Annotated in this window: 21 protein-coding genes and 1 riboswitch; of the genes, 13 read left to right on the top strand and 8 right to left on the bottom strand. The window is 59.6% G+C overall.

Features of this window, described 5'->3' with window-relative positions:
* Positions 1-9: 9 nt before the first annotated feature.
* The 4 genes from ADJ74_RS04450 to ADJ74_RS04465 form a co-directional block, all read right to left on the bottom strand.
* The gene (locus ADJ74_RS04450) at positions 10-516 is read right to left on the bottom strand and encodes a DUF805 domain-containing protein (protein ID WP_050342234.1); all 507 of its coding nucleotides are present in this window, start codon (positions 514-516) and stop codon (positions 10-12) included.
* Between the two features lie 432 nt (positions 517-948).
* The gene (locus tag ADJ74_RS04455; protein WP_050342235.1) at positions 949-2,667 is read right to left on the bottom strand and encodes a diguanylate cyclase; all 1,719 of its coding nucleotides are present in this window, start codon (positions 2,665-2,667) and stop codon (positions 949-951) included.
* Positions 2,668-2,954: 287 nt separating this feature from the next.
* Positions 2,955-4,709, bottom strand: coding sequence for a GGDEF domain-containing protein (locus ADJ74_RS04460; RefSeq protein WP_050342237.1), 1,755 nt, complete (start codon positions 4,707-4,709; stop codon positions 2,955-2,957).
* A gap of 223 nt (positions 4,710-4,932) precedes the next feature.
* Positions 4,933-6,441 (bottom strand): phosphoglucomutase, encoded by a 1,509-nt coding sequence (locus ADJ74_RS04465; protein WP_050342239.1) that lies wholly within the window; start codon positions 6,439-6,441, stop codon positions 4,933-4,935.
* A gap of 185 nt (positions 6,442-6,626) precedes the next feature.
* Here ADJ74_RS04465 and ADJ74_RS11525 point away from each other — a divergent pair, with 185 nt between their 5' ends.
* Positions 6,627-6,752: a secretion protein HlyD gene (locus tag ADJ74_RS11525; RefSeq protein WP_071844294.1), complete on the top strand. Its 126-nt coding sequence runs from the start codon at positions 6,627-6,629 to the stop codon at positions 6,750-6,752.
* A gap of 358 nt (positions 6,753-7,110) precedes the next feature.
* Here ADJ74_RS11525 and ADJ74_RS04470 read toward each other — a convergent pair whose 3' ends face one another.
* The 4 genes from ADJ74_RS04470 to ADJ74_RS04485 all read right to left on the bottom strand — a co-directional run bounded on the left by ADJ74_RS04470 (position 7,111) and on the right by ADJ74_RS04485 (position 9,844).
* Positions 7,111-7,776: an SIS domain-containing protein gene (locus ADJ74_RS04470; protein ID WP_050342240.1), complete on the bottom strand. Its 666-nt coding sequence runs from the start codon at positions 7,774-7,776 to the stop codon at positions 7,111-7,113.
* Positions 7,777-8,481: 705 nt separating this feature from the next.
* Positions 8,482-9,186, bottom strand: coding sequence for a hypothetical protein (locus ADJ74_RS04475; protein WP_050342242.1), 705 nt, complete (start codon positions 9,184-9,186; stop codon positions 8,482-8,484).
* A gap of 133 nt (positions 9,187-9,319) precedes the next feature.
* Positions 9,320-9,595, bottom strand: a complete 276-nt coding sequence (locus ADJ74_RS04480) for a hypothetical protein (protein ID WP_050342244.1) — start codon at positions 9,593-9,595, stop codon at positions 9,320-9,322.
* Positions 9,596-9,619: 24 nt separating this feature from the next.
* Positions 9,620-9,844: a hypothetical protein gene (locus tag ADJ74_RS04485; RefSeq protein WP_050342246.1), complete on the bottom strand. Its 225-nt coding sequence runs from the start codon at positions 9,842-9,844 to the stop codon at positions 9,620-9,622.
* A gap of 294 nt (positions 9,845-10,138) precedes the next feature.
* Between ADJ74_RS04485 and ADJ74_RS04490 the strand changes: the two genes are divergently transcribed.
* The 12 genes from ADJ74_RS04490 to ADJ74_RS04545 all read left to right on the top strand — a co-directional run bounded on the left by ADJ74_RS04490 (position 10,139) and on the right by ADJ74_RS04545 (position 25,059).
* Entirely contained in the window at positions 10,139-11,920 is a 1,782-nt protein-coding gene (locus ADJ74_RS04490; protein WP_050342248.1) for a DNA mismatch repair protein MutS, read from the top strand.
* Between the two features lie 186 nt (positions 11,921-12,106).
* A complete protein-coding gene (locus ADJ74_RS04495; protein WP_172664509.1) occupies positions 12,107-13,063 on the top strand; it encodes a DUF2232 domain-containing protein in 957 nt (318 codons plus the stop codon).
* An 80-nt stretch (positions 13,064-13,143) separates the two neighbouring features.
* Entirely contained in the window at positions 13,144-15,147 is a 2,004-nt protein-coding gene (locus ADJ74_RS04500; RefSeq protein ID WP_050342252.1) for a DHH family phosphoesterase, read from the top strand.
* Entirely contained in the window at positions 15,125-15,568 is a 444-nt protein-coding gene (gene rplI, locus ADJ74_RS04505; protein WP_009753407.1) for a 50S ribosomal protein L9, read from the top strand. Before ADJ74_RS04500 ends, rplI begins: the two co-directional genes overlap by 23 nt.
* 423 nt (positions 15,569-15,991) lie before the next feature.
* Positions 15,992-18,148: a S16 family serine protease gene (locus ADJ74_RS04510; protein ID WP_050342254.1), complete on the top strand. Its 2,157-nt coding sequence runs from the start codon at positions 15,992-15,994 to the stop codon at positions 18,146-18,148.
* A 42-nt stretch (positions 18,149-18,190) separates the two neighbouring features.
* Positions 18,191-19,510: a replicative DNA helicase gene (gene dnaB, locus ADJ74_RS04515; protein ID WP_009753405.1), complete on the top strand. Its 1,320-nt coding sequence runs from the start codon at positions 18,191-18,193 to the stop codon at positions 19,508-19,510.
* A 142-nt stretch (positions 19,511-19,652) separates the two neighbouring features.
* Complete coding sequence (gene pfkA, locus ADJ74_RS04520) at positions 19,653-20,615, top strand: 6-phosphofructokinase (protein WP_050342255.1); 963 nt, start codon at positions 19,653-19,655, stop codon at positions 20,613-20,615.
* Positions 20,616-20,651: 36 nt separating this feature from the next.
* On the top strand, positions 20,652-21,416 hold the full coding sequence (locus ADJ74_RS04525) for a ParA family protein (protein ID WP_050342257.1): 765 nt from the start codon (positions 20,652-20,654) through the stop codon (positions 21,414-21,416).
* The gene (locus ADJ74_RS04530; protein WP_050342259.1) at positions 21,403-22,401 is read left to right on the top strand and encodes a ParB/RepB/Spo0J family partition protein; all 999 of its coding nucleotides are present in this window, start codon (positions 21,403-21,405) and stop codon (positions 22,399-22,401) included. The genes ADJ74_RS04525 and ADJ74_RS04530 overlap by 14 nt, the downstream gene beginning before the upstream one ends.
* A gap of 84 nt (positions 22,402-22,485) precedes the next feature.
* Entirely contained in the window at positions 22,486-23,007 is a 522-nt protein-coding gene (locus tag ADJ74_RS04535; RefSeq protein ID WP_039981205.1) for a DUF4446 family protein, read from the top strand.
* A 121-nt stretch (positions 23,008-23,128) separates the two neighbouring features.
* Positions 23,129-24,049, top strand: coding sequence for a M23 family metallopeptidase (locus tag ADJ74_RS04540; RefSeq protein ID WP_050342261.1), 921 nt, complete (start codon positions 23,129-23,131; stop codon positions 24,047-24,049).
* Positions 24,050-24,063: 14 nt separating this feature from the next.
* Positions 24,064-25,059 carry a hypothetical protein gene (locus tag ADJ74_RS04545; protein WP_050342262.1) on the top strand — a complete coding sequence of 332 codons (996 nt, stop codon included), beginning with the start codon at positions 24,064-24,066 and terminating at the stop codon, positions 25,057-25,059.
* Between the two features lie 229 nt (positions 25,060-25,288).
* Positions 25,289-25,431, top strand: a riboswitch (molybdenum cofactor riboswitch).
* Positions 25,432-25,616: the final 185 nt, after the last annotated feature.

The raw sequence follows: 25,616 nt of genomic DNA on the forward strand, positions 1-25,616 counted from the left end.
ACGCAGTCCTCAGCTGCGCGATACGCCGCTGTCATGCGATGTATCACTGCCTGTCTGTGCAGTATCTATTCCTGTGCTGTTCGTCGTATGGGCGACAGGCGCCGTGAATACGGGGATCTCATCCCCCGTGCCGAGCGGATCCGGGCCGTAGGCGTTCGGTCCCTCTGTGCCCTTCTTGAAGATGAGGTAGAGCGCGAAGAAGAAGCTGACGACGGGGACAAAGCTCAGCAGGATGAAGAATGCCGAGAGGTCGAGGTCGTGCAGACGGCGGATCGCGAGGAGGTAGCCCGAGATGATGAAGGGCAGGTAGAGGATATAGGTCGCACTGAATGCGCCCATCGTGGGGATGCCATTCCCGACCTGTGCCGCCGCCGTGGTAAAGGCGATCACCATCAGCAGGATGTAGACCGCCGTCAGGATGAGACCGAGGGCGAGGCAGCGCAGGATGTAGGGCTTGCGGTTGAGACGCCCCTCCCACGAGAAGAACATTTCCCGAATGTTGTCGATTTGGAACATGATGATTCTCCTTTTCGTTGATGAGGGAATCACTGTCTAAGGAAGCACTGATAAATTCGGTACAACCATCTTGACGCATCTTTTTTGCCCGCACTTCGGCGGAAAATCCTCCACAGAGCACCACTCTGCGTCCGGTTTTCCACCTCGTTCGGACGAAAAAATCTACGCCAATCTGGCAGACCTCATTTTATCAGTGATTCCCTAATGGAAAACGATTCCCAAGTATATGGAAATTGTAGCATAGTTGCCTGTGATTCACAAGAAAAATATATGACCTAGTATTAAAAGAGAAAGAGAGAGAAAAAAAGGAGGGGAAGGGGGACCGCGCAAGCGGTGGAAGGGGCACAAAGAAGGGGCTGTTGCACGAAGTTTGCAGCTTCGTGCAACAGCCCCCTTGTCGGCAGCATTTGACTTGGCGGCGAACGCATACCCCTAAGCCGCATCGATCTCGCTCTCGTCGGAGACGGCGTTGCGCCCCTTTTCCTTGGAGCGGTAGAGGGCGCGGTCGGCGCGCGCGATGAGCCCGGGGAGGGAGTCGCATCCCCCGTGCCATGTGGAGATGCCAAAGCTGAGCGTGACGCCGCCCATGCGCTCCTCAAGGATGGCGCGCAGTCTCTCGCAGAACGCGGTCATCGCCTCGAGGTCGTAGTGCAGGCCGAGGAGGATGAACTCGTCGCCGCCGTAGCGGATGAAGATGTGGCGGCGGTCGATCTCATCGTGGATGATGGCGGCGATGTCTCTGAGCACCTGATCGCCTGCGAGGTGCCCGTGCGTGTCGTTGACCTGTTTGAAATGGTCAATGTCAAAGAGGGCAAGGGAGAACCTAAACCCGCGCTCGTGCGCGAGGGTAGAGAATTGCGCAAAGCCCACGTCAAGCTGATGGCGGTTGTAGCAGCCCGTAAGGAAGTCGCGCTTGGCGGCGTCTTGCGAGGCGGCGAGCTCCTGTGAGAGGCGCTCGTTCTGGCGCTCGAGTGTCGCCTCCTCCATCATCTGGATGCGGATGAGGTGGAGGATGAGCGGAACCATGGCGTAGACAGAGAACACGGCCATGGAGAGAATCCCCGTGAAGAGATGGTGCTCCCAGTGCAGTACGTCAAAGATGGAGAGCGCGACGAAGGCGATCAGCCCAAAGGCGGCGTAGCGGCACGCGGGGTGGTATGCCCAGTGGGAGCGGACGAGTGCATGGATGAGGATGAGGTCTGACGAAAAGATCAGGACATTGTAGAACGGAAGCATGCTGCTGTATGCGTTTCGTCCGATGAGTTCGGCGAGGGTGGCCGCTGCGAAGATGCCGACGAAGATGTGCAGGATGTTCTTTACGCGCGCGTGGTACTGCGGAGCGACGATCTCGCGCACGACGAGTGCCCAGCAGACCGGCAGCGCATAGATCATCGCGAGATGGAGCTCCCACCAGAGTGCGGGCATCCCGAAGAGACGCGGGAAGAGAGAGGTGTTGCCCGTCGTCCACAGGGCGAATGCAGCGAGGAAGGCGATGAGGTAGATGAGTGCGCGGCGATGGATGTCCTGCAGGGCGCGCCACGAGAGGTTGAGGCTAAGGAACGCGATCATCGCGAGGGCGATGGAGAGCGCCGAGATGTAGATCGCGTCGGCAAAGGAGATGTTCTTCATGAACTGCGGTGTCGTGTCGATCTCAAAGTCGTCGATGCTCCCACGCCGCTCCATATCCGTCGTGTGCAGGAGGATCGTGAGCCGCCGTCCTGCCGCATTGTTGTCGAGTGGTACATAGTGGATCGTGCGGCCGCGCGTCTCCGTGCGCCCCGACCAGTCACCGTAGCGGTAGAGGAGGTCGTCGTCGAGGTAGACAGCGATATCCTGATTCGTCGTGGTAAAGAGCAGGTTGCAGTTCATGAATCGCGAGGAATACGGGATCTCCCACGAAAGATAGACCGCCGATGCATCCGTTGGCAGCGGCGGCGGGACGGGGTAGTCATAGGACTGCCAGTCGAGCGCGTCAGCGCGAAAGTCGCGGAGCACCGGAGAGGTCGTGTCCGCGAGGGCGTACGTGGGAGAGAGCTGACGGTCGGGGTGCGCTGCGAGGAGACGCCATGAAAATATGCAAATGGCGGCGAGCGCTACCGTGCAGAGGAGAGCAGCGGCATTGTCCTGCAGGAATGTGCGGAGTTTCATCATGGGGAGCACCTTCCTTCTGGGGGAGAGAAGGACTTTCGTAGGAATTTGTGTGGATTTTCTAACATTATAGCATATTTAGGTGCGATAAAACAATAGAAAAGACGATTCCCGCAGCATCAGTGATCTAAGTATACAGTGGAAGGGATACAAAAAAGGCGCTGCGCGAAGTTTTGCGCTTCGCACAGCAGTCCTCTGATGCGCTGGTATCATCGGCGTTCGCCGCGTTCGGACAAATCTGCGTCAATCCGGCAGACCTTATTTTATCAGCGCTGCCTTTATATTACTCGTCAGCGATGGTGCTCCGTATTCGCGTTCGCACAGATATCGGAGCACGCTGCCTCGCTCTCGGTGGAGACGCTGTTGCGTCCCTTTTCCTTGGAGCAGTAGAGCGCACGGTCGGCACGCTCCATGAGGCTGTGCATCGAGTCATCTGCACCGTGCCATGTGGAGACGCCGAAGCTCATCGTGATGCCGTCCATGGTCTCTGCGATGGCACAGCGCAGGGATTCGCAGAACTCTGCCATCTGTGTGAGGTCGTGATGGAGGGCGAGGAGGATGAACTCGTCGCCGCCGTAGCGGATGAAAATGTGGCGGCGGTCGATCTTCTCCTGTACGATCTCGGCGACGCCGCGCAGCGCATGGTCGCCGCCGAGGTGGCCGCGCGTGTCGTTGACCTCCTTGAAGTGGTCGATGTCGAAGATGGCGTAGGAGAAGGAGAAGCCCCTCTCGTGTGCGAGTGAGGCGAACTGCTCATAACTTGGCTCGAGTTGGAAGCGGTTGTAGCAGCCCGTGAGAAAGTCGTGCTTTGCCTCGTCCTGTGTCTCCTGCAGCTCCTGCACGAGGGCGTTGTTTTCTCGGACGAGCTCCGCTTCCTGCATCATCTGCTCGCGGATGAGGTAGAAGACGAATGGGATGATGGCATAGATCGAGAAAACGGTTGCTGAGAGTGTCGAGGTGAAGAGATGATACTCGAAATGGAGGGCATCGATCGCGACAAAGATCATCAGCGAGACCGCTGCGATCACTCCGTAGCGGCAGGCGGGATGCTTTGCCCATGAGGTGCCCAGGAGAACGAAGATGGGGTAGAGGAAGGTGACGGCGAGGATGGGGTAGAAGGCAAAGAGCATATTCATATAGCCGTTCAGCCCGAGTGCCTCCGCCGCCGTTGCGACGGCGAAGAGTGCGCCGTAGAGACCAAAGATGCCGGTCAGAGAATGCTTGTAGTTCGGCGGACTGATGTGTTTGATGATCTTGACGAAAAGCATCGGCATGAGGTAGAGCATGATGAAGTGGAGCTCCGCCCAGACCTGCGTCGTGCCGAAGAGTCGGGGGAAGAGTGAGGAGGTGCCCGTCGCCCAAAAGATGATGCTCAGGAGGAAGGCAATGAGGTAAAGCTGCAGATGCCGTCGTCGGATATAACCGCGCCAGATGATATCCATGACGAGGAAGGCGATGAGTGCAGCGGCGATGGCAAGGCTCGCCGTGTAGATGGCATCGCTGATGCTGATTTTCTGGAAGAGGGTCAGCTCGCTGCCAATGAAGAAATAGTCTACGCTGCCAAGCCACCGGGCATAGTCCGTATGCAGGAGGAAAGTGATGCGTTTCCCCGCGAGGGACTGCTTCGCGTCGATGAAGTGCAGGGTGCGCCCATAGGGGTTGTGGAAACCGTCCCATTGACCGGTGGTGTAGATCAGACGGTCATCGAGGTAGACGCAGAGGTTCTGATTCGTCGTCGCCGCGAGGATGTGATCAATGGAGAGAGGTATATCCTGCGGGATCTCCCACGAGAGATAGACCGCCTTCACATCGTCGGCAAGGGGTGGCACGGGAGACGTATAGGACTGCCAGTCATGCTCCGCCGCGTGGAAACCAAGGATGTCGTTATGTGTGAGATCCTTGCCGACGAGGGCGTACGAGCGAGCCAGATCAGTATACGGCATGGTATTGAGCAGCTGCCAGGCAAAGGCCATGGACCCGATGATTGCGGCGAACGCAGCCAGTCCAATGGCATTCTTCAGCGCGTGCTGTACGGCTTCCTTCATAGGGGTTCATTTCTCCTGCGTTGTTCTCCAATAAGGGATAAATGAAATAAATATCAATATACCACTGCATTATATCATAAAATACGGGTGCGTGTGGGAAAAAATGAGAAAAGAGCAGGTCGTACGTTTACCAAGAGAAAAGAGACTGCGATATGAAGGGGTCCACCTCGTACGACAGTCTCTTGTGCCTTTCCCTCACGTGGGCGGCTGACATGGATGTGTTCTATGCGTGAAAGCCGGAGAGGTTGAGCGCGTCGAATCCCGCGAGGAGCTCCCTGACCTCGTGCTCGATCCTGTCCGCGCCGCCCGCTGCGTCCGCCTCGATGTTGAGCGGCATGTTCGGATCGTGCAGCGACATGCGCAGCAGCGCCCAGCCGCTCGGGAAGATGAGGCGCACGCCCTCATAGGAGGGAGCGGCGATCCTGAGCCCCTTGTCTTTGGCGCGCTGCTCGAATGCGGCGAGGACGTCCTTTCCGTATGCCTTGACGTCGCCCATGCCCGTGATCTTGATGCGGATCTCGCGTGCCTCGGCGGGATGGCGCAGATCCTTGATGAGGTCGCTGAGGGTTTTGCCCTCGGCGTGTGCCTTTGCCGCTGCGATGAGAAGCTTTACCGCGAGGTAGGCACCGTCGTCGAGGTAGTAGTTCTCGCTGAGCGCGCCATGCCCTGAGGTCTCGATGGCGAGCGGGGAGATTTCGCCTGCCTCGTTGCGGCGGATGCACTCGTTGATGACGTTCTTGTAGCCGCGCATGTAGCGCAGGTGCTTCAGATGGAGGTGATCCTCGAGGAAGTCGTGCAGCCCGTCGGAGGTGACGGAGTCGGTGATGATGGTGGAGCCGGGGTAGTCGGGCGCGAGGATGGCGGCCATCATGGCAATGAGGGCGTTGCGGCTCACGTCCGTGCCGTCGGCGAGGACGGCGCTCATGCGGTCTACGTCGGTGTCGAAGATGAGTCCAAGGTCGGCATGGTTCTTCACCACGGCGTCCTTGATGGCGCACATAGCGTCAGCATTCTCGGGGTTCGGAATGTGGTTCGGGAAGTGCCCGTCCGGGTCGAGAAACTGGCTGCCCGTCGTGTCCGCGCCGAGCGGGGTGAGAATGCGTCCCGCGAAGAAGCCGCCCGCGCCGTTGCCCGCATCGACGACGATGTGCATCCCCTCGAGCGGACGTTCTGCGCCGCCGAACGCGTCGCGGATTTTCTTCGTGAGGTGTTCGCTGTAGCGCCCGATGAGGTCGAACTTCAGGACGTGCTCGAGGGTACCGTGCGCCTCGGGTGCCTCGGCGGCATAGGTGAGGATCTTCTCTATGTCCGCCTTGTCTGCGCCGCCCGCGGCGGTGAAGAATTTCAGTCCGTTGCGGTTGTATGGGAGGTGGCTCGCGGTAATCATGATCGAGCCGTCCGCCGCCGTGTCCTCGAAGATGGTCGCCATGAACATGGCGGGGGTGGAGGCGAGGACGCAGTCGATGCCGTGCGCGCCCGTGTAGGTGAGTCCCGTGAGGACGCTGTCCTTGATGGCGAGCGCGGAGATGCGCGAGTCGTGACCGACGGCGATCTGCAGCTCTGCGGGGCTCTTGCCCGTCTTTTCGCTGAGGAAACGGACGAAGCCGGCAGCGATGCGGTTTGCTGCCTCGGGGGTGAGGGTGACAGGTTCATCGGGCACGCCGGGGACGGCGACGCCGCGGATGTCGCTGCCGTTCGCGAGTTTTTTGAAGTCGTCCTGGGTCAGGGGCATGGGGATTCCTCCTTTGTGTATGATTGTGTGTTTGCGGTGATGTGTTTATGTGTGTATGCGTTATGCGTGTAATGGTTTAAATGCAGGATTCTTGTATGCCGCCTCCCAAACACCTCGCTTGCAAGCGTTCGTGTGCTTGTACGCTTAAGGAATCGCTGATAAAACAGTCTCTCAGATTGGCGTAGATTTTTTGTCCGAACAAGGTGGAAAACCGGACGCATAGCAAAGGCTATGTGGGGGATTTTCCGCCGAAGTGCGGGCGAAAAAGATGCGTCAAGATGGTAGTGCTGAATTTATCAGTGCTTCCTTAAATACCGACGAATTCCGAAACGCGCTGCGCTTGAACGACGAAATTCGTCGGGGCGTACCGCACACTTTCCACGCTTGCGCCGCTAAGGTTTGGTTCGGCGGCGCATATCATCCTATGGCGGAGGATACAGGTCATCCGAAACGCGCTGCGCTTGAACGACGAAATTCGCAGGGGGCAGAACGTGCGCTTATCTTCACTTGTTCCACTAAGGTTTGCTTTGGGGATACTACTACGCCACGAGTGCCCCGAGCCTTCCCCGCCGGTGCGGGGGAGGTGCTGCGACAGCGGCGGTGGGGGCGCCATGAGCGGCTACACCTTTTTATCCATAGACATCAGCCTGCACCGCGAGCGACACATCCTCACTCCGCGCCAAAGAATTCCTCCTCGACGGCGATGCAGAGGGTGTGGTAGATGGGGAGGTGGTACTCTTGGATCTTGTGCGTTTCCTCCTCGGGGGCTTTGATGACGATGTCGGCGAAGCCCGACGCGCATTTGCCGCCCGATGCGCCCGTGAGGGCGATGGAGGTCATGCCGAGTGCCTTTGCCATGCGGAAGGCGTAGAGGACGTTCTTCGAGTTGCCCGAGGTGGTGATGCCGAGGAGGACGTCGCCCGCGCGCCCGAGTCCGAGTACCTGCTGGGCAAAGGTGAGATCGGGTGCCTGATCGTTCGCGAACGCTGTGCTGATCGCGAGCTGGGACGGGAGGGAGATGGCGGGGAGTGCACCCTGCAGGTGCCGCATGAAATAGTCGACGGTCAAGGGGTCAGCGGCGTCGCACGCTTCGTGGAGTTTTGCGAGGATGTCCTCGTCGAGGTGACGCGGCAGGAGAAAGCCCTTCATCAGCTCACCGACGATGTGCTCGGCATCTGCCGCAGAGCCGCCGTTGCCGCAGACAATGAGCTTGCCGCCTGCGTGGTAGGATGTGCAGAGTGCCTTGATGGCGGCGCGGATGTCTGTACCGCAGGCCTCGAGTGCGGGATAGCGTGCGATGAGCGTGTCAACGGCGGCAAGGGTAGATGATTTCATAGTTGTTGCTCCTTTGTGATTTCGTTACGGTTGATGCAGGGCTCACGCGAACAGTTAGGGAAGCACTGATAAATTCGGCACAACCAGCTTAACGCATCTTTTTTGCCCGCACTTCGGCGGAAAATCCTCCACAGAGCACCACTCTGCGTCCGGTTTTCCACCTCGTTCGGACGAAAAAATCTACGCCAATCTGGCAGACCTCATTTTATCAGTGATTCCCTAGCTGCGCGCGAGGGGTGAAGAAATGTACCGTGTACATTGTATTCGCAGGGCAGATAAAGAAAACGCTGCTTCCTTTATGCTCCGTTCCCTTCTATTATGGACGAAAATGCTGCCTTTTTCAAGGGAAAGGGGAGGGAAATGCGGCAGGTTGTCCGATGCGGGAGGCTTTGTCGTCGTGCTGGGGCGTTCAGCGTATAAAAATCGCTGTGAGGAAGGAATGACGCGGGGTTAGAGGGATTTTCCCATACGCATTCCTGCCTTTTGAGGTGTAAAATACTCCATTTTGAAGTTATTGATCTTAATTTATAGTTATTTATCGATATTTTATGGAATTTATCTATATTGTTTTACTGATTTGCTTTTGTGTTTTTACAGGGTGGGAAATCTCTCTGATGGGATTCTTCAGTAAGTGTATGGGCATAAGAAAAGGGACACTGTACGAAGCCGGAGCTTCGTGCAGTGTCCCACGTTTCTCTGTGTATCTCAGCGGCTGCGATAGCGGTCGGCGATGGCACGCGGGCTGTCGCCGGCATCGAGTGCCGAGGTCGGCGGCGTGACGTCCATCGGCGCGGCGTTTTGCGGTGCGCTGCCCTGCGGACGGATGTCCGTGATGGGCGGCTGCGGTGCGGCCGCGCGCGGCTGCTCTGCACGCTGGTAGACGTTCTCCTCCTCCTTGCGGGAGCGGAAGCGGTTCCAGAGCCAGCGCAGCACCATGAAGGCGACGACGGCGATGGCGACGTTCACAAGGACGCCGAGGATGTCGGCGAGGAGGCCGCTGCCCATGCCGCCGAGGAGGCTCGCGAGGAGCCCGCCGAGCATCATGCCGCCCGCGAGGAGGCCGATGTTGCGCAGGGTATTCCCCCAGCCTGTGCTGCTCTTAGCGGGGGTCGCGGCGTTTGCTGCATTCGCCTTGCTGTTTGCCGTGGGGGCATTCTTTTCCAGCTGGTTCGCGTTCTTCGAGGGGGCGTAGCTGTTGCCGTTCCCCGAGACGGATTTGCCGCTGCTGCTCTGTCCCTCGGATGCCTTCGGTGCGGCCTTGGGCGTCGCCTTCGGTGAGATGCGCGCGCCGCCCTTGGCGGCCTCTGCCTGTGCACCGAGCGTACTCTGCACGGCGTTCGGGACGATGATGGGTGCGGTAAAGGCCAGCGAGCCGACCATTGCCGCAGCGATGAGTTTCTTTAGTTTCATTCCATATTCTCCTTCATATATCATTCGATACGGGGATAGCCCCGGTATTCGTAACCGGATTGAAGAACGCAGATTTATACCTTGACGACCGCTTGCGTAACGAGGTGTTCTGCGAGGAGCACACGAAGATGCCTTACTCCTGATAGGACTTGATGTCCTCGGGGAAGGCGTAGATCTCGCCGACGGTGTCGAGCTCGCCTGAGAGGTAGCGGTCGATGTCGTCCACGTCGATGTAGAGCTTGCAGTCGATGTCGAGGTAGCCCTGCTCGCGCCCGTCGGAGAGGTCGCGGATCGCCATGAGCTTTTCGCGGAGCTTCAGGAGGTCGCTGCGCGTCGCGTGTACGTCGAGACGCAGCTGGGGGACGCCGTATTCTTTGAGGACTTCGTCCATGGTCATACGCTGTGACATAGTATTTTCCTTTCTCTGCTTTGACTATTTGCCTTTTATCCTATCCGATGATGCTGAATTTTGGCTGAATGCTGCATCTGCACCGCTTTCCCTCTGTTTGCGCAGGGCATGGAGGGCAGTTTCGAGGGCGCGTTTTTCGCAGCGGCAGGTTTCGTAGTCGAGGTCACCCGATGCGCGGAGCATCCGTGCGTCGAGGGTGCGGATGTCCGCCTCGATGCGCCGTATGGCGTCCGATGGGTCCTGTACCATGCACATCCCTCCTTTGATAAGTATTCTAACAGTTTTGGCAGAAACTGTCTACATTCCTATTATCGTTATGATATAATATGACTGTTAAGGAAGCACTGATAAATTCGGTACAACCATCTTGACGCATCTTTTTTGCCCGCACTTCGGCGGAAAATCCTCCACAGAGCACCACTCTGCGTCCGGTTTTCCACCTCGTTCGGACGAAAAAATCTACGCCAATCTGGCAGACCTCATTTTATCAGTGTTTCCTTATGAATGTTGCCCAGAATTGTGGATTCCCTTAAGGAGTTCCTTATGAAGAAGGACTTTTATGAAAATGTACGCGAGCATGCTCTCGCCCATGCGCATACGCAGGATACGTGGCGGACGCGGTTCATTCTCGCGCGCACGGCGGTGTTTCCGCTGATGCTTGTCGCCCTCGTTCACGGCTATGACCGCGGCTCGGTGGAGGAGCTGATGCTCGGCGGGTTTTTCCTGCTGCTCTTTGCGGTGCTCGTGCTGCGGCATCGGCGGCTTGAGCGGCGCCGCATCTTTACGCAGGCGTATCTCGGCGTGGTGGGGGAGTATCTCGCGCGCTTTGATGGGAGCTGGAAGAAGTCGCCCGTGGACGGCGCTGCCTATCTGCGCGAGAAATGTCCGCCCGATCGGGATCTGCACATTTTCGGCGCGGCGTCGCTCTATCAGTATCTCTGCGCAGCGCATACGCGCATGGGGCGTGACCGTCTCGCCGCTGCGCTCTCGGCGACGCCGCAGGATCTCACGCGGACGCGGCGGCGGCAGGCGGCGGTGACGGAGCTGCTCGCCCATCCGCTCCTCGCTCTGGAGCTGGAGGCGCGCGGTGCACTCCTGCCCGATGCGCATGATACGCGTGTGCTTGCCAAGGAGCTCGCGCAGCCGCTCAAGGGGTCGCTGAAGCTCATTTCCTGCATCGGCATCGTTCTTGCCAATGCCTGCGTCTGGTCGCTGTTTTGGGCGATTTTCTTTGGCGGCAGCTGGGCGATTCCGATTGCGCTCTTTACGTTCAATCTCACGATGGCGATGGCGTTTTTCTCGCGGACGCAGCGCGAGCTCGCACCGCTCGGCCACATGGCGAGTGCGCTGCGGCTCTATGGGCGGATCTTTCGTGCGCTCGAGCGCGCCCCGCTGCGCAGTGCTGCGTTCCACGCGATTCTGTCGCCGCTCTTTGCGCCCGTGCGCGCGACCATCGGGCTGAGCCGCCTGACGATTCTCGCCGACTGCGCGGCGATGCGGCGCAATTTCTTTTTCTTTATTCTGGCAAATGGGATTCTGCTCTGGGATTTTCACTGCATGGCGTATTTTTCCCACTGGCGCAAGGGCTACGGTGCGGCGGCTGCCGACTGGCTGAAGGTGTGGGCGGAGACGGAGGTGCTGCTCTCGCTCGCACGCGTCGGGCATACGCGCGAGGTGCACGCGTTTCCGCGCTTTGCGGAGGAGGGCGCGCCGCAGCTCATGGCGGAGGACGCGACGCTGCTGCTCCTGACGGAGGAGACGGCGACGCCGAACGACGCGCAGCTCACGGCGGGGACGCTCGTCATCACGGGGTCGAATATGTCCGGCAAGACGACCTATATGCGCTGCCTCGGCGCGAATGCTGTCCTCGCGTATGCGGGTGCGCCGGTATGTGCGCGCTCCTTTACGCTCACGCCGATGGCGGTCTATACGTCGATTCAGATCAGCGACGATCTCGCGGGCGGGATTTCGACGTTCTATGCGGAGCTGCTGCGCATCAAGAAGATGATGGTCTACAGCAAGCGCGGCAAGCCGATGCTGATCTTGATTGATGAGATTTTCCGCGGGACGAACTCTGCCGACCGCATTGTCGGTGCGCGCGAGGCGATCCGTCGCCTGACGCTGCCGCACGCGATTACGGTGGTGACGACGCACGACTTTGAGCTCTGCGATCTCGGGCGCGAGGGCATCCCCGTGACGAATGCGCATTTTGAGGAGCACTACGAGGGGGATAAGATCCTCTTTGACTTCAAAATGCGCGCGGGGCGCTGCCACACGACGAACGCGCAGTATCTCCTGCGCATGGCGGGCATTATGGGGGAGTGAGGCGAAGATTTCCCTTGGCTTTGCGGACACGGTGACAGCGCGGCGGAAATCTGTTATAATGGGGAATACTTTCCTGCGATAAGAGAATAAAGGAATCGCTGATAAAACAGCCCTCGGATTGGCGCTGCATTTATCCGTGCTTCCTGAATGGCAGTGCGGGGGATCCCTCCGCTGAAAGGATACAGAATGAACGAGCATGCTGCACGCCCCACTGCCACGGCAGGGGTCATGACTGCCGCCGCCGTGGTCTATGCGCTCGCGGCGATCTATCTGCCCATGTTGACCATGATGATGGGAATGCTCTGGCCCGTGTTTATCGCGCTCGTGACGGTGCGCGCGGGGGGGCGGTTCGGCGCGCTCGCGGCCGTGGCGGCACTCCTCCTCACGATGCTCTTTGCCACCCCCGTGGCGGGGGCGACGTTTGTCCTCTCCTTTGCGCCGACGGGGCTTGCCCTCGGGCTGCTCCTGCGCCGTCAGGGCGGCACCCTGCGTGCACTCGTGGGCGGCACGCTCGCCTCGCTCCTCGGAAAGGCGGCGGCAGGCCTGCTCATCCTCCTGCTCTTCGGCATCAATCCGTTTGCGATGGATCCTGCCGTCATGCAGCAGGCGATGGATGAGACGCTCGGGATCTACCGCTCGCTCGGCATGACCGAGGTACAGATCGAGGAGACGCGCGCGGCGGCGAGCGAGGTGCTGGAGCTCTTTCTCCTGATGCTGCCTGCGCTCTTCGTGGGCAGTGCGCTGATCGAGGTGGGCGTCTGCTATTCTGTCATGCGCAAGGTGCTGCGCCGCATGGGTGTCGCCGTCACGGCGCTTCCGCCGTTTGCCGCGTGGCATCTGCCCGTCGTTTTCCCCTATCTCTTTGCCTTCTCTCTGATCGGTATCTACTGGGGCTCGACGCGCGAGAACGTGCTGCTCTATCAGGTGGCGCTCAACGGCTATGTGATTGCGTTTCTCGCAGGGCTCGTGCAGGGCCTTGCACTCCTGCATTTCTTGCTCCTGCGCTTCCGCGTCTCGCCCTTTGTGCGCGCTCTCATCTACGTGTTCATTCTCGTCAACGGCGTGATGACACAGATCATCTCGTGGACGGGGCTTTTCGATATGGTCTACGACTATCGCCGACGCATTTGTGAACGGCAATAATGCTAATGGCTTATATATACTGTATATGCGATGAAAATACATATTCGATATAGATAAAATAACGTAAAGAAGGTGATACTATGCCGCGGAACTTATCCGCGTGGGTCGATCTGACGATCCATCTGATCGTCATGCTTGCGCTTGCGCTCGTGACGTTCTGCTACAGCACGTTTGTCGGTGCGGCGGCCCTCCTCCTATGGGCGGTGCTGGCTGCGTTTGCGTGGGAACGGTGTCGTGACAGGGAGCGGCGATTTGAACGCTACTGTATGGGCATCATCCGTAATGTGAACGACGTTATGAACTACGCCGTGGATCGTCTCCCGCAGGCGATCCTCCTCGTCAATCAGGAGGGGCATCTGGAGTGGTGCAATCACCAGCTCGGCGATGCGCTTGGCGAGATGCCCGAGCCCGGTACGGCGGTCGCGGATTTCTGGCCGCATTTTAACCTTGAGTCCATCTGGGGGACGGAGGGAGAGCACCGCTTCTCCCACGCGGGACACTCCTATCGCGTCTATCACCGCATGGTCGCGGAATCGTACCATAGTGAGCCGCTGATTGCGCTCTACGTCGAGGACGAGACGGAGTATGCGGCGCTCGAGAAGCGCTACTACGGGAGCCGTACCGCCCTCCTCTACATCCAGATCGACAACTATGATGAGATCATGCAGGGACAGAGCGAGACGGAAAAGTCCATGCTCCTCCTCGCCGTCCGCGAAAAGATCGATGGCTGGGTCGGCGGGCTCGGTGGCTTCCTGCGCAGCATCTCCGACGGTGAGTACGTGGCGCTGCTGGACCGCAGGTCACTCGACCACGCCATCGCGGAGAAGTTCGACATCCTCGATCAGGTACGCAAGATCATCAACACGAAGGGCATGCCTGTGACGCTCTCCATCGGCCTTTCCCTCGCCGCCGAGCAGACCCTGCGCGAGCTCGGTGAGGAAGCGGAGGCAAAGCTCGACCTTGCCCTCGGGCGTGGCGGCGATCAGGTGGCGCTCGACATCAGCGGCAAGACGCAGTTCTTCGGCGGCAAGGCAAAGGCAGTCGAGAAGCACACGCGCGTCAAGGCACGCGTCGTGGCGCACGCACTGCGCGATATTATGGAGAACTCGGACGAGGTGTACGTCATGGGACACCACAACGAGGACTACGATGCGTTCGGTGCGGCGATGGGCGTCGCGTGCATGGCACGCTCTCTCGGGAAGAAGGTACACATCGTCCTCAGCGAGATGAATGAGGGCATTGACCGCATCGTGGATCTCGTGCGCAAGGATGAGGCCTACGAGGGACTCTTCCTCCGTCCCGGCGATATCACGGAGACGCCGTCACTGTCCTCCCTGCTCGTCGTGGTGGACGCGCATATCCCGCACATCCTCGCCGACCCTGCCCTGCTCGAACGCATTCCGAAGGTCGTCGTCATCGACCATCACCGCCGCAGCGAGCATTTCGTCAAGAACCCGCTGCTCGTCTACATCGAGACGGCGTCCAGCTCGGCGAGCGAGCTCGTGACGGAGCTGCTCATGTACTTCGGCGACAACGTCCGCCCGACGCGCCTCGATGCAACGGCGCTCTACTCGGGTGTCGTGGTGGATACGAAGAATTTCAACGTCGGTGCGGGCGTGCGCACCTTTGATGCGGCGGCATACCTGCGCCGCGCCGGCGCGGATCCCGTACTCGTCCGCACGCTCTTCCAGAGCGACTACGAGACGACGGTATCGCTCGCACGGGCGAAGGCAAACGCCGTCTACTACCCGGGCGGGCTGATCGTGGGGAGCCTCCCCGATCTCCTGCCAAACGGGCAGATCATCGCCGCACAGGCGGCGGACGGCATGCTCCGCGTCGATGGCGTGCGCATGAGCATCTATGTGTTTCCGCTCGCGAGCGACGTGGTGGGCATCAGTGCACGCTCGTCGGGAGAGATGAATGTGCAGGTCATCATGGAGGCGTTCGGCGGCGGCGGACACGCCAATGTCGCAGGCGCACAGGTCAAGGGCGTCCCGCTGGATGAGGTGCGCGCACAGGTGGTAGAAAAAGCAAAGGCATATATAGAGGAGAGTGACCAACGTGAAAGTCATACTGCAGGCTGATGTAAAGAATATCGGAAAAAAGGGCGAGATCGTGGAGGTGGCGGACGGCTACGGCCGTAATTTCCTCCTGCCGAGGAAGCTCGCGCTGCCCGCAAACACGTCGAACGTGAACGTGGCAAAGGCACAGGCGGGTGCAAAGGCACGCAAGAACGCAATGGAGGTCGATGAGGCAAAGCTCATGGCCGCACAGCTCGAAAAGGTTACGGTGGAGATCCCCGTACGCATCGGCGAGAACGGACGGCTCTTTGGTGCGGTGACGGGCAAGGATGTCGCGGAGGCGCTGAAGAAGCAGAACATCGACGTGGATCGCCGCAAGATCTCGATCAATGGAGAGGTGACGGGCGAGGGCATCTATGAGGCCGTCGTCAAGGTGCATCCGAACATTGCCACCACGATCAAAATTCACGTGCGCAAAGAGTAATCGCTGCGTGCTCTGCGCAAACACCTCGCTTTGCAAATGATCGTGTGCTCGTTCGCCTAAATACCGACACACTTCTGAAACGCGCTTCGCTTGAACGGCAGAAGTGTGTCGGGGGCGAGTCGCACGCTTTACTCACTTGCTCCGCTAAGGTTTGCTTAGATGCACGCAAGCCTCCTATGGTGTAGATTTGCATGATTTTAGCTATGCTCGAATCCTTTTCTACAGGATGGGCAGCGATGGATAGCGCAGATGTCCGGCTTGCCGCCCACAAAGCCTCCCCTGCCGCGGCGGGGGAGGTGCCGCGCAGCGGCGGAGGGGGCGCCTTGGACGGCACATGAATTTTTCTCATATTGATATCCTGATCATAATGTAATACAGCGGGCTGATGAGCATGTCTCATCAGCCCTTCTCAAAAGGAGGACTATGTCTTTTTTTAAGGATTTATTCGGCGGCAAGGACGCGGGGAAGGAGCATCCGAAGCTCTCACGGGACGCGCAGATCGACGAGGAGATCGCGACGATCTTTCGCATGCTCGCCGATACGATGGGAACGGAGCGCCTAGTCATCCAAGCGGGCAAGATGAATGCAATGGCACTCATGCGCTCGGAGGATCGCCGTGAGCGCGTCCTCGCACTCATGCGCATCCTTGAGGAGGATCCGCTGCTCTCTCCCCCGCCCGCGGAGGCAGAGCTGCCCGAGATCCTCTCGCGCATGACGGAGCAGGTCGCGGGCATCCTCGCACGGCGCGATCTGGAGGATCGCATCGAGCGCAAGGTGAATGAAAAGCTCGAAAAGGATCACGAGGAGTATGTGGACGACATCCGCCGTCAGGTAATCTCGGAGGAGAGCCCCGGCGCAGAGTCTCCGCATGACAAGAAAAAGCGTGAGGCGCTTGAGGCGCTGGAAAAGGTGCATCTCACACAGTCGGTGATGGAGCTCCTGCGCCCAAAGACGTTCGATGAGATCGTCGGGCAGGAGCGTGCCGTGCGCTCCCTTATGGCAAAGCTCTCCTCACCCTACCCCCAGCATCTCCTGCTCTACGGACCGCCCGGCGTCGGCAAGACGACAGCGGCACGCCTTGTTCTCGAGGCGGCGAAGAAACGTGCGGTATCGCCTTTTGCAGAGACTGCGCCCTTTGTTGAGACAGACGGCACAACGCTGCGTTGGGACCCGCGCGACATGACGAATCCTCTGCTCGGCTCGGTGCATGACCCCATCTACCAGGGCGCGCAGAAGAACCTTGCCGACAGTGGCGTTCCCGAGCCAAAACCAGGGCTGGTGACCGATGCACACGGTGGTATCCTCTTTATCGACGAGATCGGTGAGATGGATGAGATGCTTCAGAACAAGCTGCTCAAGGTACTCGAGGACAAACGCGCCTACTTTGAATCGGCGTACTACGACCCCGATGACAAGCGTGTCCCTCCGTACATCCGCAAACTTTTTGAGGAGGGCGCGCCGGCAGACTTCGTACTTATTGGGGCGACGACACGCAAGCCGAATCACATCAACCCTGCCTTGCGCTCGCGCTGCGCGGAGATCTACTTTGAGCCGCTGACACCGGCGCATATCCGCACGATTGTGGAAAATGCGGCACAGCGCCTCCATGTCGCGCTTGCCCCTGGCACAGCAGAGCTCATCAGCACATACACGATTGAGGGGCGCAAGGCGATTAACATCCTCGCCGATGCCTATAGCCTCGCACTGAACCGCATGGATGATGCAGAGGTGGAGCGCATTGTTTCACGTGAAACAATCGAGCCAATATCCTCTGTGGAACAACATGAGACGCAAGAAGATGCGAATGTAGATGTTTCACGTGAAACATTCATCGCGGAAGAAAAAGAACTCCTCAGCATGGAGCCTTCCTCCACACAAGTCGATGGGAAGAAAGTGGAAAATGTTTCACGTGAAACAGAGCCTCCGTGTATCCCTGTGACAAAGGAGGATATCTACGAGGTCGTTCAGGTGAGCCGCCTCTATCCCTTTGGGAAAAAGAAGGCCTCGGATACACCTGCCGTGGGTAGGGTATTCGGCCTTGGCGTGGCGGGCTTCCTCGGCTCGATCATCGAGATTGAGGCCGTCGCTTTCCCTGCGGCAGAAAAGGGGAAAGGAACTGTGCGCTTCAACGAGACAGCAGGCAGCATGGCAAAGGACTCTGTGTTCAATGCGGCGTCAGTCATGCGCCGCCTGACGGGACGTGACCTACATGACTATGACCTCCACGTCAACATCATTGGCGGCGGCAACATCGACGGTCCGAGTGCGGGCACGGCCATCCTGACGGCGATTGTCAGTGCTGTGACCGGTGCGGCAGTCTGGCAGAATGTGGCAGTCACGGGGGAAATCTCTCTGCAGGGGGAGATCCGCCCGGTGGGCGGCGTCTTTGAAAAGGCATACGGCGCACGACAGGCGGGGATCTCAACTCTCATCATCCCATGGGAGAACAAGAAGGACATCCCCGAGGATCATCTGGGGCTGAAGATCTACCGCCTCAAGAGTGCTGAGGAGGCCTTTGGCGTGCTGTTCGCCGATGAGAAGTGGAAAGAGAATGCAGAGCATGACGGAGGGGCGCGTTGAATCCCTTTCTCATGTGGATGATGATACGAAAAGGAGTATGATATGCCGGAAGGACGTGTGCCGCCGCAGAGCATCGAGGCGGAACTTTCGGTGCTCGGCTCGATGATGCTGAAACCTGCGGCGGTGTCGCAGGCTGTGGAGCTGCTCCATGCAGAGGACTTCTATCGTCAGGCACATCGTGCCGTCTTTGAGGCGATGGAGCTGCTTCTGCGCAACGGTGAGCCTGTAGATATCGTGACCGTGACCGAGTCGCTGAAAAAGTCGGGACTGCTCGAACAGGTGGGAGGAATCTCGTTCCTCGCCAATCTGACGAACACCGTGCCGAGCACGGCGAACCTCGCACACTATGCAAAGATCGTCAAGGAGAAGGCTGTCCTGCGCGCACTGATTGATGCGAGCACGGAGATTGCGGGGGCAGCGTATGAGGCGAGCGAGGATATCGCCGAGCAGCTCGACGATGCAGAGCGCAAGATCCTTGCGATCGCAGGAGGACAGACGACGGGGGCGTTTATCTCTGCGAAGGAGGTCGTCTTTGACGCCGTGGATCGCGTAAGTGAACTCGCCAAGGCAAAGGGGGGTATCACGGGGCTCTCGACGGGGCTCGCAACACTCGACAGTGTGACGCGCGGTCTCCAGCCCTCAGATCTCATCATCGTTGCGGCACGCCCTGCCATGGGTAAGACGGCGTTCGTCCTGAATGTCGCCACGCACGTCGCCCTGCAGGGTGGGACCGTCGCTTTCTTCTCTCTGGAGATGCCGCGCGAGCAGCTGATGCATCGTATCTTCTGCGCTGAGGGGCAGATCGACGCGACGCGCCTTGCCCGCGGCGAGCTCGATGATGAGGAGTGGGAGCGGCTCGTCAAGGTCGCTGACCGCATCATGAAGACAAAACTCTACTTCGATGATACGAGCAGTACGACAGTGCTCGATATCCGCACGCGTGCCCGCCGCCTCAAGGCGGAACATGGACTCGATCTCATCGCCATCGACTACCTCCAGCTCATCCAGGCGCCGGGGCGCGCGGAGAACCGCACCCTCGCTGTGGCAGAGATGACGCGCTCACTGAAGGTGCTTGCCCGTGAGTTGAACGTCCCCATCATCGTTCTCTCGCAGCTCTCCCGCGCGACCGAGGGGCGTTCGGACAAACGCCCCATGCTCTCCGATCTGCGCGAGTCTGGCTCGATTGAGCAGGATGCGGACATTGTCATGTTCCTGTATCGCGAGGATTATTACAATCAGGATACAGAGAATGCAAACATCACGGAACTGAGCATTGCCAAGCACCGCAACGGAGCGACGGATACCGTGCGCATGTATTTTCAGAAGGAATACACGCGCTTCCGCGATCTCGCGCATGAGTAGATTGTTTCACGTGAAACATTTTCCTCATTCCCCTCAAAAAAAGAGGGGATTTTTTTTGCCGTTTGTGCTATGATAAAAGGGTAGAAAAAGCTAAGACCGCGCACTGAGCGTATGGAAATGATGGGCAGGGGGAGGATGCGTTGTGTTAAAGAGTATTGCAGTCATGACGAGCGGGGGAGACAGCCCCGGAATGAACGCGGCGGCGCGTGCCGTTGCGCGCACAGCCCTCTATGAAGGCGTCCGTGTGTGGGGCATCAACGATGGCTATCAGGGACTCCTCGATGAGGATATGTGGGAGCTTGAGTCCAAGGATGTGGGCGACATCATCCAGCGCGGCGGCACCTTCCTCGGGACGGCGCGCTGCAAGGAGTGGACGACGCCCGAGGGACGCCGCCGCGGACATGAGAACCTCATCGAGCGCGGCATCGAGGGGCTCTGCGTGATCGGCGGCGACGGCTCGCTGCGCGGCGCACAGCTGCTCGCCGAGGAGTTCGGCTTCCCCATCGTCGGCCTGCCGGGCACGATTGACAACGATGTCTGGGGCATGGACTATACGATCGGCTGCGACACGGCGGCGAATACGATCATCGACGCGATCAACAAGCTGCGCGACACAGCATCGGCGCATCGGCGCATCATCGTGCTCGAGGTCATGGGGCGTGGCTCCGGCTGGCTCGCTCTCGTCTCGGGCATCTCGGGCGGTGCGGAGTACATCCTCGTCCCCGAGGAGAAATTTGACCTCGCGGAGATCGTCAACGACCTCACCAACGCATACGAGCACGGCAAACGCTACATCCTCATCGTCGTCGCCGAGGGCGCGGCCAAGGGGCAGGACGTCTGCGACTACATCGCAAAGCATACGGACATCGAGACGCGCGTCTCGGTGCTCGGCCATATCCAGCGCGGCGGCTCACCGACGGTCATCGACCGCGTACGCGCCAGCCAGCTCGGCGAACAGGCGGCACTCGCACTCATCTCGGGGCTCTCGGGCATTGTGTTCGGCTACCACAAGGGCCACGTCGTCTCCGTCAACCTCTACGACGCCGTCAACAACAAGAAAGCACTCGATCCCGAGTACCTGCACCTCGCAAAGGTACTTTTCTAGAACATCCACCACAGCACCCGTAGAAAGGATGATCCCGTGGCAAAGATCATTGCGGTTGCCAGTCAAAAGGGCGGCGTCGGCAAAACGACGACGGCGGTCAATCTCGCCGCCGCCGTCGCGCGTGCGAAACGGCGTGTTCTGCTCATCGACATCGACCCGCAGGGAAATGCGACCAGTGCCTTTGGCATCGACAAGAGCACCCTCCCCGCGACGACCTATCGCGTCCTGATCGACGGAAGGCACATGCGCGAGGTCATCATCGAGTCGGACTACCTCGTCGACGTCGTTCCCGCCAATGTGGAGCTTGCGGGCGCCGAGGTGGAACTGGCATCGCTGGAACATCGTGAGACACGCCTGCGCAAGGCGATCGCCGAGGTGCTGACCGACTACGACTACATCTTTATCGACTGCCCGCCCTCCCTCGGCTTTCTGACACTGAATGCACTGACGGCGGCACACGCCGTCCTCATCCCCATCCAGTGTGAGTTCTTTGCCCTCGAGGGCGTGGCGCAGCTGATGAAAACCATCAGCCTTGTCAAGGAGCGCGCCAATCCGAAACTGCGTGTCCAGGGCGTCGTGATGACGATGTACGACTCGCGGACGCGCATCGCGGGGCAGGTCGTCGACGAGGTGCGCGGCGTCTTTGGCGACGCGCTCTATCAGACGATGATTCCACGCAATGTCCGACTCTCGGAGGCCCCCTCCTTCGGGCAGCCGATCACCTCGTACGACATCACATCGCGCGGGGCGGAGATGTATATTGCACTCGCAAGGGAGGTCATACGGCGTGAAGAAGGCTAAAACAGGCGGCCTCGGGCGTGGGCTCGGCGCACTCGGACTCGGAAAAGACGCGCTCACCCTGCCGACCGACCCGCCGCCGGAGGAAAAGACAGAAACCGCTGCAGCCCCCGCGGGCGTCCCGGCGCAGCTCTCCATTGACGTGATCCAGCCCAACCGCTTTCAGCCGCGCCGCGAGTTCGACGAGGCGGCACTCGAGGAGCTGCGCGAGTCCATTGCACAGCACGGCATCCTCCAGCCCGTCACCGTCCGCGACATCGGCGCGGGCAAGTACGAGCTCATCGCGGGCGAGCGGCGTCTGCGCGCCGCCAAGATGGCAGGGCTCACGACCGTTCCTGCATTTTTCCGCACGGCGAACGACGCGGAAATGGCAGAGATGGCACTCATCGAGAACCTCCAGCGTGAGGATCTCAACCCAATCGAGGAGGCACACGCCTATCAGCGGCTCCTCACCGAGTTCAAACTCTCACAGGAACAGCTCGCGCGCCGCGTCGCACGCAGCCGCTCGGCAATCGCGAACAGCGTCCGCCTCCTGCGCCTCGCGAAAGAGGTGCAGGCATTCATCGCGAACGGCGTTCTCACCATGGGGCAGGCACGTCCGCTCCTCGCGCTCGAGACCGCCGCGCTGCAGCGTGAGGCGGCAGAGTACATCCAGGAGCACGAGCTCTCGGCGCGCGGCGTCGAGGCGCTCGTCAAACGCCTGGCGAAGGATCCGAACGCACTGAAAAAATCAGCGCCGCCAAAGCCAGAGAAAAAGCCAGACCTCTTCGTCCGTGAGGCAGAGGAGCGCCTGACGCGCAGCCTCGGCACGAAGGTACGCATCCAGACGGGACGCGAGGAGGGGAAGGGGCGGCTCGAAATCAGCTACTTCTCCGCCGAGGATCTGGAGCGACTGCTGTCGCTCCTGACCGTATCGGCAGATGGCGCGGCAAAAGAGGACAAGCGTGCGGCACTGCGCGCATTCTCCAAGCAGAAATTCACCGTATAGGATGTGCGGCGTGCCGTCTGCCGCCCTCTGGGGCACATCCGCCTCCGCCCCATGGGGGACGGAGGAAAGAAGGGAAGAGAGAACTTGTTTTTTAGTAATCTAGTGAAGTCGATCGAAGCACATGATGCAGCCCTCCTGCTCACTGCGCTGCTCCTGATCTTCGTCCTGCTCATCCTCGTCATCTACGTCATGGTACGGCTCTCGACGATGAGCAGCCGCTACCGCGCGATGATGCGCGGCTCGAGCAAGGACGATCTCGAGGGGATGCTGATCCAGCACGTGCGCACGGTGGAGGAGGTCGCGGCAACGAACGCACGCATCCTCGAGGAGAACGAACTAATCCGACAGTTCATCCGCCAGTCGCTCGTGCGCGTCGCCTCCGTGCGGTTCCGCGCCTTTGAGGACATGGGGGGCGACCTCAGCTATGCCGTCGCCCTGCTCGATGCGAACAACGACGGCGTGATCTTCTCCAGCATCTTTGCCCGCGAGGACTCGCGCAGCTACATCAAACCGATCAAAAACGGATCGTCGGACTACCCGCTGAGCGACGAGGAAAAGGACGTACTGAAGGAAGCCATGGCAAAACCGCTGCCCATCCAGTACTGAGAAGATATCAACGGACAAAAACCTGCTGTGTCACAGCAGGTTTTCATATTCTTTGGATAGGATAGGGAAATAGGGAAATAGGGATCGGACAGGAACATCTCGATGGGAAGAGGGGGACGCGTTGAGCGAAGAACAATCACGCTATAAACTGCAGCTGGTGGATCGGGAAACGGACACGACGCACACCGTGCGCCTCTCGCTGCGCGCCCTGCGCCTGCTCGCCGTGGGCGTGGGCGCGGGGGCGGCACTCGTCGCTGTCGGCTCGATTTTCTCCATCTACACCCTCACGCATGCCTACCTCCACGAGGAGGAGACGGCACAGCTGCGCGAGGCGAACCGCATCCAGCAGGAGCAGATCCTCCAGATCGCCAAAAAGACCTCCGCGCTCGGGCAGGAGGTCGATGCTCTCCAGCGCACGGAGGACGGACTGCGCGCACTCGTCGGCGCACCGCCGGCAGAGGCGGACAGCGCAGCACCGACAGGGGAGGCCGCGCCGGCACCGACGGGCGGCGCACCGCACGCACTCACCACCGATGAGGTCGGTGAGGCACTCACGATGCTAGAGGAACGCATCGCAGCACGCCGCAGCTCCCTTGGACAGCTCGCCGTCACGATGCAGAAGGACGTGCCGGGGGCATCCTCCTTCCTGGGTGACGATACACCCGTCACCACCCCGACAGGCTGGCCGACGGACGGCTTCATCAGCTCGGGCTACGGACTGCGCTGGAACGGCGCAGAGTTCCATCAGGGCATCGACATCGCCGCCGAGATGGGCACGCCCATCGTTGCGACGGCGGACGGCGTCGTGACCCTCGCGGGCTGGAACGCGGGCGGCTATGGCAACATGGTCGACATCGATCACGGGAGCGGCGTTTCGACACGCTACGGACACGCCTCGGCGGTCGTGGTGACCCCGGGACAGCGCGTGCGGCGCGGACAGATCATCGCCTACGTCGGCTCGACGGGGCACTCTACGGGGCCGCATCTGCACTACGAGGTGCGCCTCAGCGGACAGCCCGTCAACCCGACCTCGTATTTGTAAGCAAAGGAGACACTATGAAATCCATCACCTGCCTGCTCGCCGCAGGAATCCTCCTCCTCCCCGTCAGCGGGACGGCCGCCGAGAAGGAGACGGAGATCCATGCCGTCATGGCGGCAGAGGAGTCGCATGGAGACGCTGCCGCGTCAGAACAGCGCACCGCATCTGCCGCAAAGGATGCGCAGGAGACAGTGGATACGGAAAAGACGACAGACAGGGCGCAGACCACGGCGGAGCCCGCGGCAAAGGACCGTGCGGCATCGGAACAGCGCACGCAGGAAGATGCCTTCGATGCGGAGATGGATGAGCTCGGCACAGAGAACCCTCCAGCAGAGCAGACACCGCAGACCAATGCCGCCTCGGCGAGAGATGCGGAGGCAAAAACGAAGACGAAGACGGCAGAAGAAACGGCTGATGGGGAAGGGACGGCCGAAGCCGTTCTTGTCAAAGAACCTGCGAAGGAAAAGGAGCCAGCCGCCGCAGCGACGGACGGCGCAGGCCATTCCGCCGTGTCCGCAGAGCCTGCAAAGAAGGCAGATGCCGCGGATAAGAAAGCTGAGAAAAAGCATGCCGCTGCCGCTGCCGCAGCGGCAAAGCGCGAGGCATACGGCAAAGAGACGGCGATCGAGCCCATCACGCTGAAGGACGGCGACTGGGTCTTCATCGAGGGCGACGAGCGGCGTGGCTGGTTCTTTGACCGCAGCCACATGAAGCGCAACGCCGACGGCTCCGTCTCCTACTGGCAGCTCATCCTCTACAACAACCTCGGTCGGGCGCAGTTCGCCGAGGCGATGAAGAATGCGGACTACGAGCACCTCGGCTACACCATGCAGCGGCGCGTGCTCAGCCCGAAAAAGGACGCCATCAGCACCTACGAGATCCTCGCCTACGACGGGGATAACGCACTCATCACAGAGAGCAGCCGCGAGGGGCACCGCGCCGTGATCCGCGCGAACACCATGACGGAGAAAGAGCGCGACGCCGTACGGCAGGAACTGCGCCGAAAGAAATAACCGCAAGGGACGCATCTCCCCATGTGCATCATCACCGATATTGGGGGAGTGCGCCCTTTTTTCATCACATCAACCGCAGATACAGCATTCATCAACTACGAATAAATAAGCAATAACTATAATAAATCAATATAATTCCGATATATGCTGAGAATAGTTTTCGTATATTGACAGGTTGTTTTCACTCTGTTAAACTGTTATTAATTACATAGGTATAGAGGTACATTGTACCTCTCGGTTTCCGAGCAAAAGCATCTAAGGGCGATGCCTATGATGCTGCGCCTGCGCCGCAGGGAGTGATCCCTGCCGTGCACAGGGTTTCGGCAGAAATGCCGGAGCCTCCCTTCCGAACGCGGTTTCCTGCAGAAAACCACGCTCCCTTGAAAAGGAAACGACAACATTGCCGCGCAAAGGCGAGGAGGGGATATTTTGATGCAAAATATCCCTTGGATTCGTCTGCTACGAGGGACTGTTTGTCGTGCCCTCGGGTGCGTCGGACGGTTCCTCTTTTATTATTTCGTATAGAGGAATCTAGGCTTTCACGGGATTGGCTTTAT

Origin of the sequence: Selenomonas sp. oral taxon 478 (genome assembly GCF_001189555.1) — a bacterium.
In the GTDB taxonomy this organism is placed as follows: Bacteria; Bacillota; Negativicutes; order Selenomonadales; family Selenomonadaceae; genus Centipeda; species Centipeda felix.

What these genes read in the sequence shown, in the direction of transcription:
- ADJ74_RS04450 (WP_050342234.1), bottom strand. Translation starts at nt 516, where the DNA reads ATGTTCCAAATCGACAACATTCGGGAAATGTTCTTCTCGTGGGAGGGG.
- ADJ74_RS04455 (WP_050342235.1), bottom strand. Translation starts at nt 2,667, where the DNA reads ATGATGAAACTCCGCACATTCCTGCAGGACAATGCCGCTGCTCTCCTC.
- ADJ74_RS04460 (WP_050342237.1), bottom strand. Translation starts at nt 4,709, where the DNA reads ATGAAGGAAGCCGTACAGCACGCGCTGAAGAATGCCATTGGACTGGCT.
- ADJ74_RS04465 (WP_050342239.1), bottom strand. Translation starts at nt 6,441, where the DNA reads ATGCCCCTGACCCAGGACGACTTCAAAAAACTCGCGAACGGCAGCGAC.
- ADJ74_RS04470 (WP_050342240.1), bottom strand. Translation starts at nt 7,776, where the DNA reads ATGAAATCATCTACCCTTGCCGCCGTTGACACGCTCATCGCACGCTAT.
- ADJ74_RS04475 (WP_050342242.1), bottom strand. Translation starts at nt 9,186, where the DNA reads ATGAAACTAAAGAAACTCATCGCTGCGGCAATGGTCGGCTCGCTGGCC.
- ADJ74_RS04480 (WP_050342244.1), bottom strand. Translation starts at nt 9,595, where the DNA reads ATGTCACAGCGTATGACCATGGACGAAGTCCTCAAAGAATACGGCGTC.
- ADJ74_RS04485 (WP_050342246.1), bottom strand. Translation starts at nt 9,844, where the DNA reads ATGGTACAGGACCCATCGGACGCCATACGGCGCATCGAGGCGGACATC.
- ADJ74_RS04490 (WP_050342248.1), top strand. Translation starts at nt 10,139, where the DNA reads ATGAAGAAGGACTTTTATGAAAATGTACGCGAGCATGCTCTCGCCCAT.
- ADJ74_RS04495 (WP_172664509.1), top strand. Translation starts at nt 12,107, where the DNA reads ATGAACGAGCATGCTGCACGCCCCACTGCCACGGCAGGGGTCATGACT.
- ADJ74_RS04500 (WP_050342252.1), top strand. Translation starts at nt 13,144, where the DNA reads ATGCCGCGGAACTTATCCGCGTGGGTCGATCTGACGATCCATCTGATC.
- ADJ74_RS04510 (WP_050342254.1), top strand. Translation starts at nt 15,992, where the DNA reads ATGTCTTTTTTTAAGGATTTATTCGGCGGCAAGGACGCGGGGAAGGAG.
- dnaB (WP_009753405.1), top strand. Translation starts at nt 18,191, where the DNA reads ATGCCGGAAGGACGTGTGCCGCCGCAGAGCATCGAGGCGGAACTTTCG.
- ADJ74_RS04545 (WP_050342262.1), top strand. Translation starts at nt 24,064, where the DNA reads ATGAAATCCATCACCTGCCTGCTCGCCGCAGGAATCCTCCTCCTCCCC.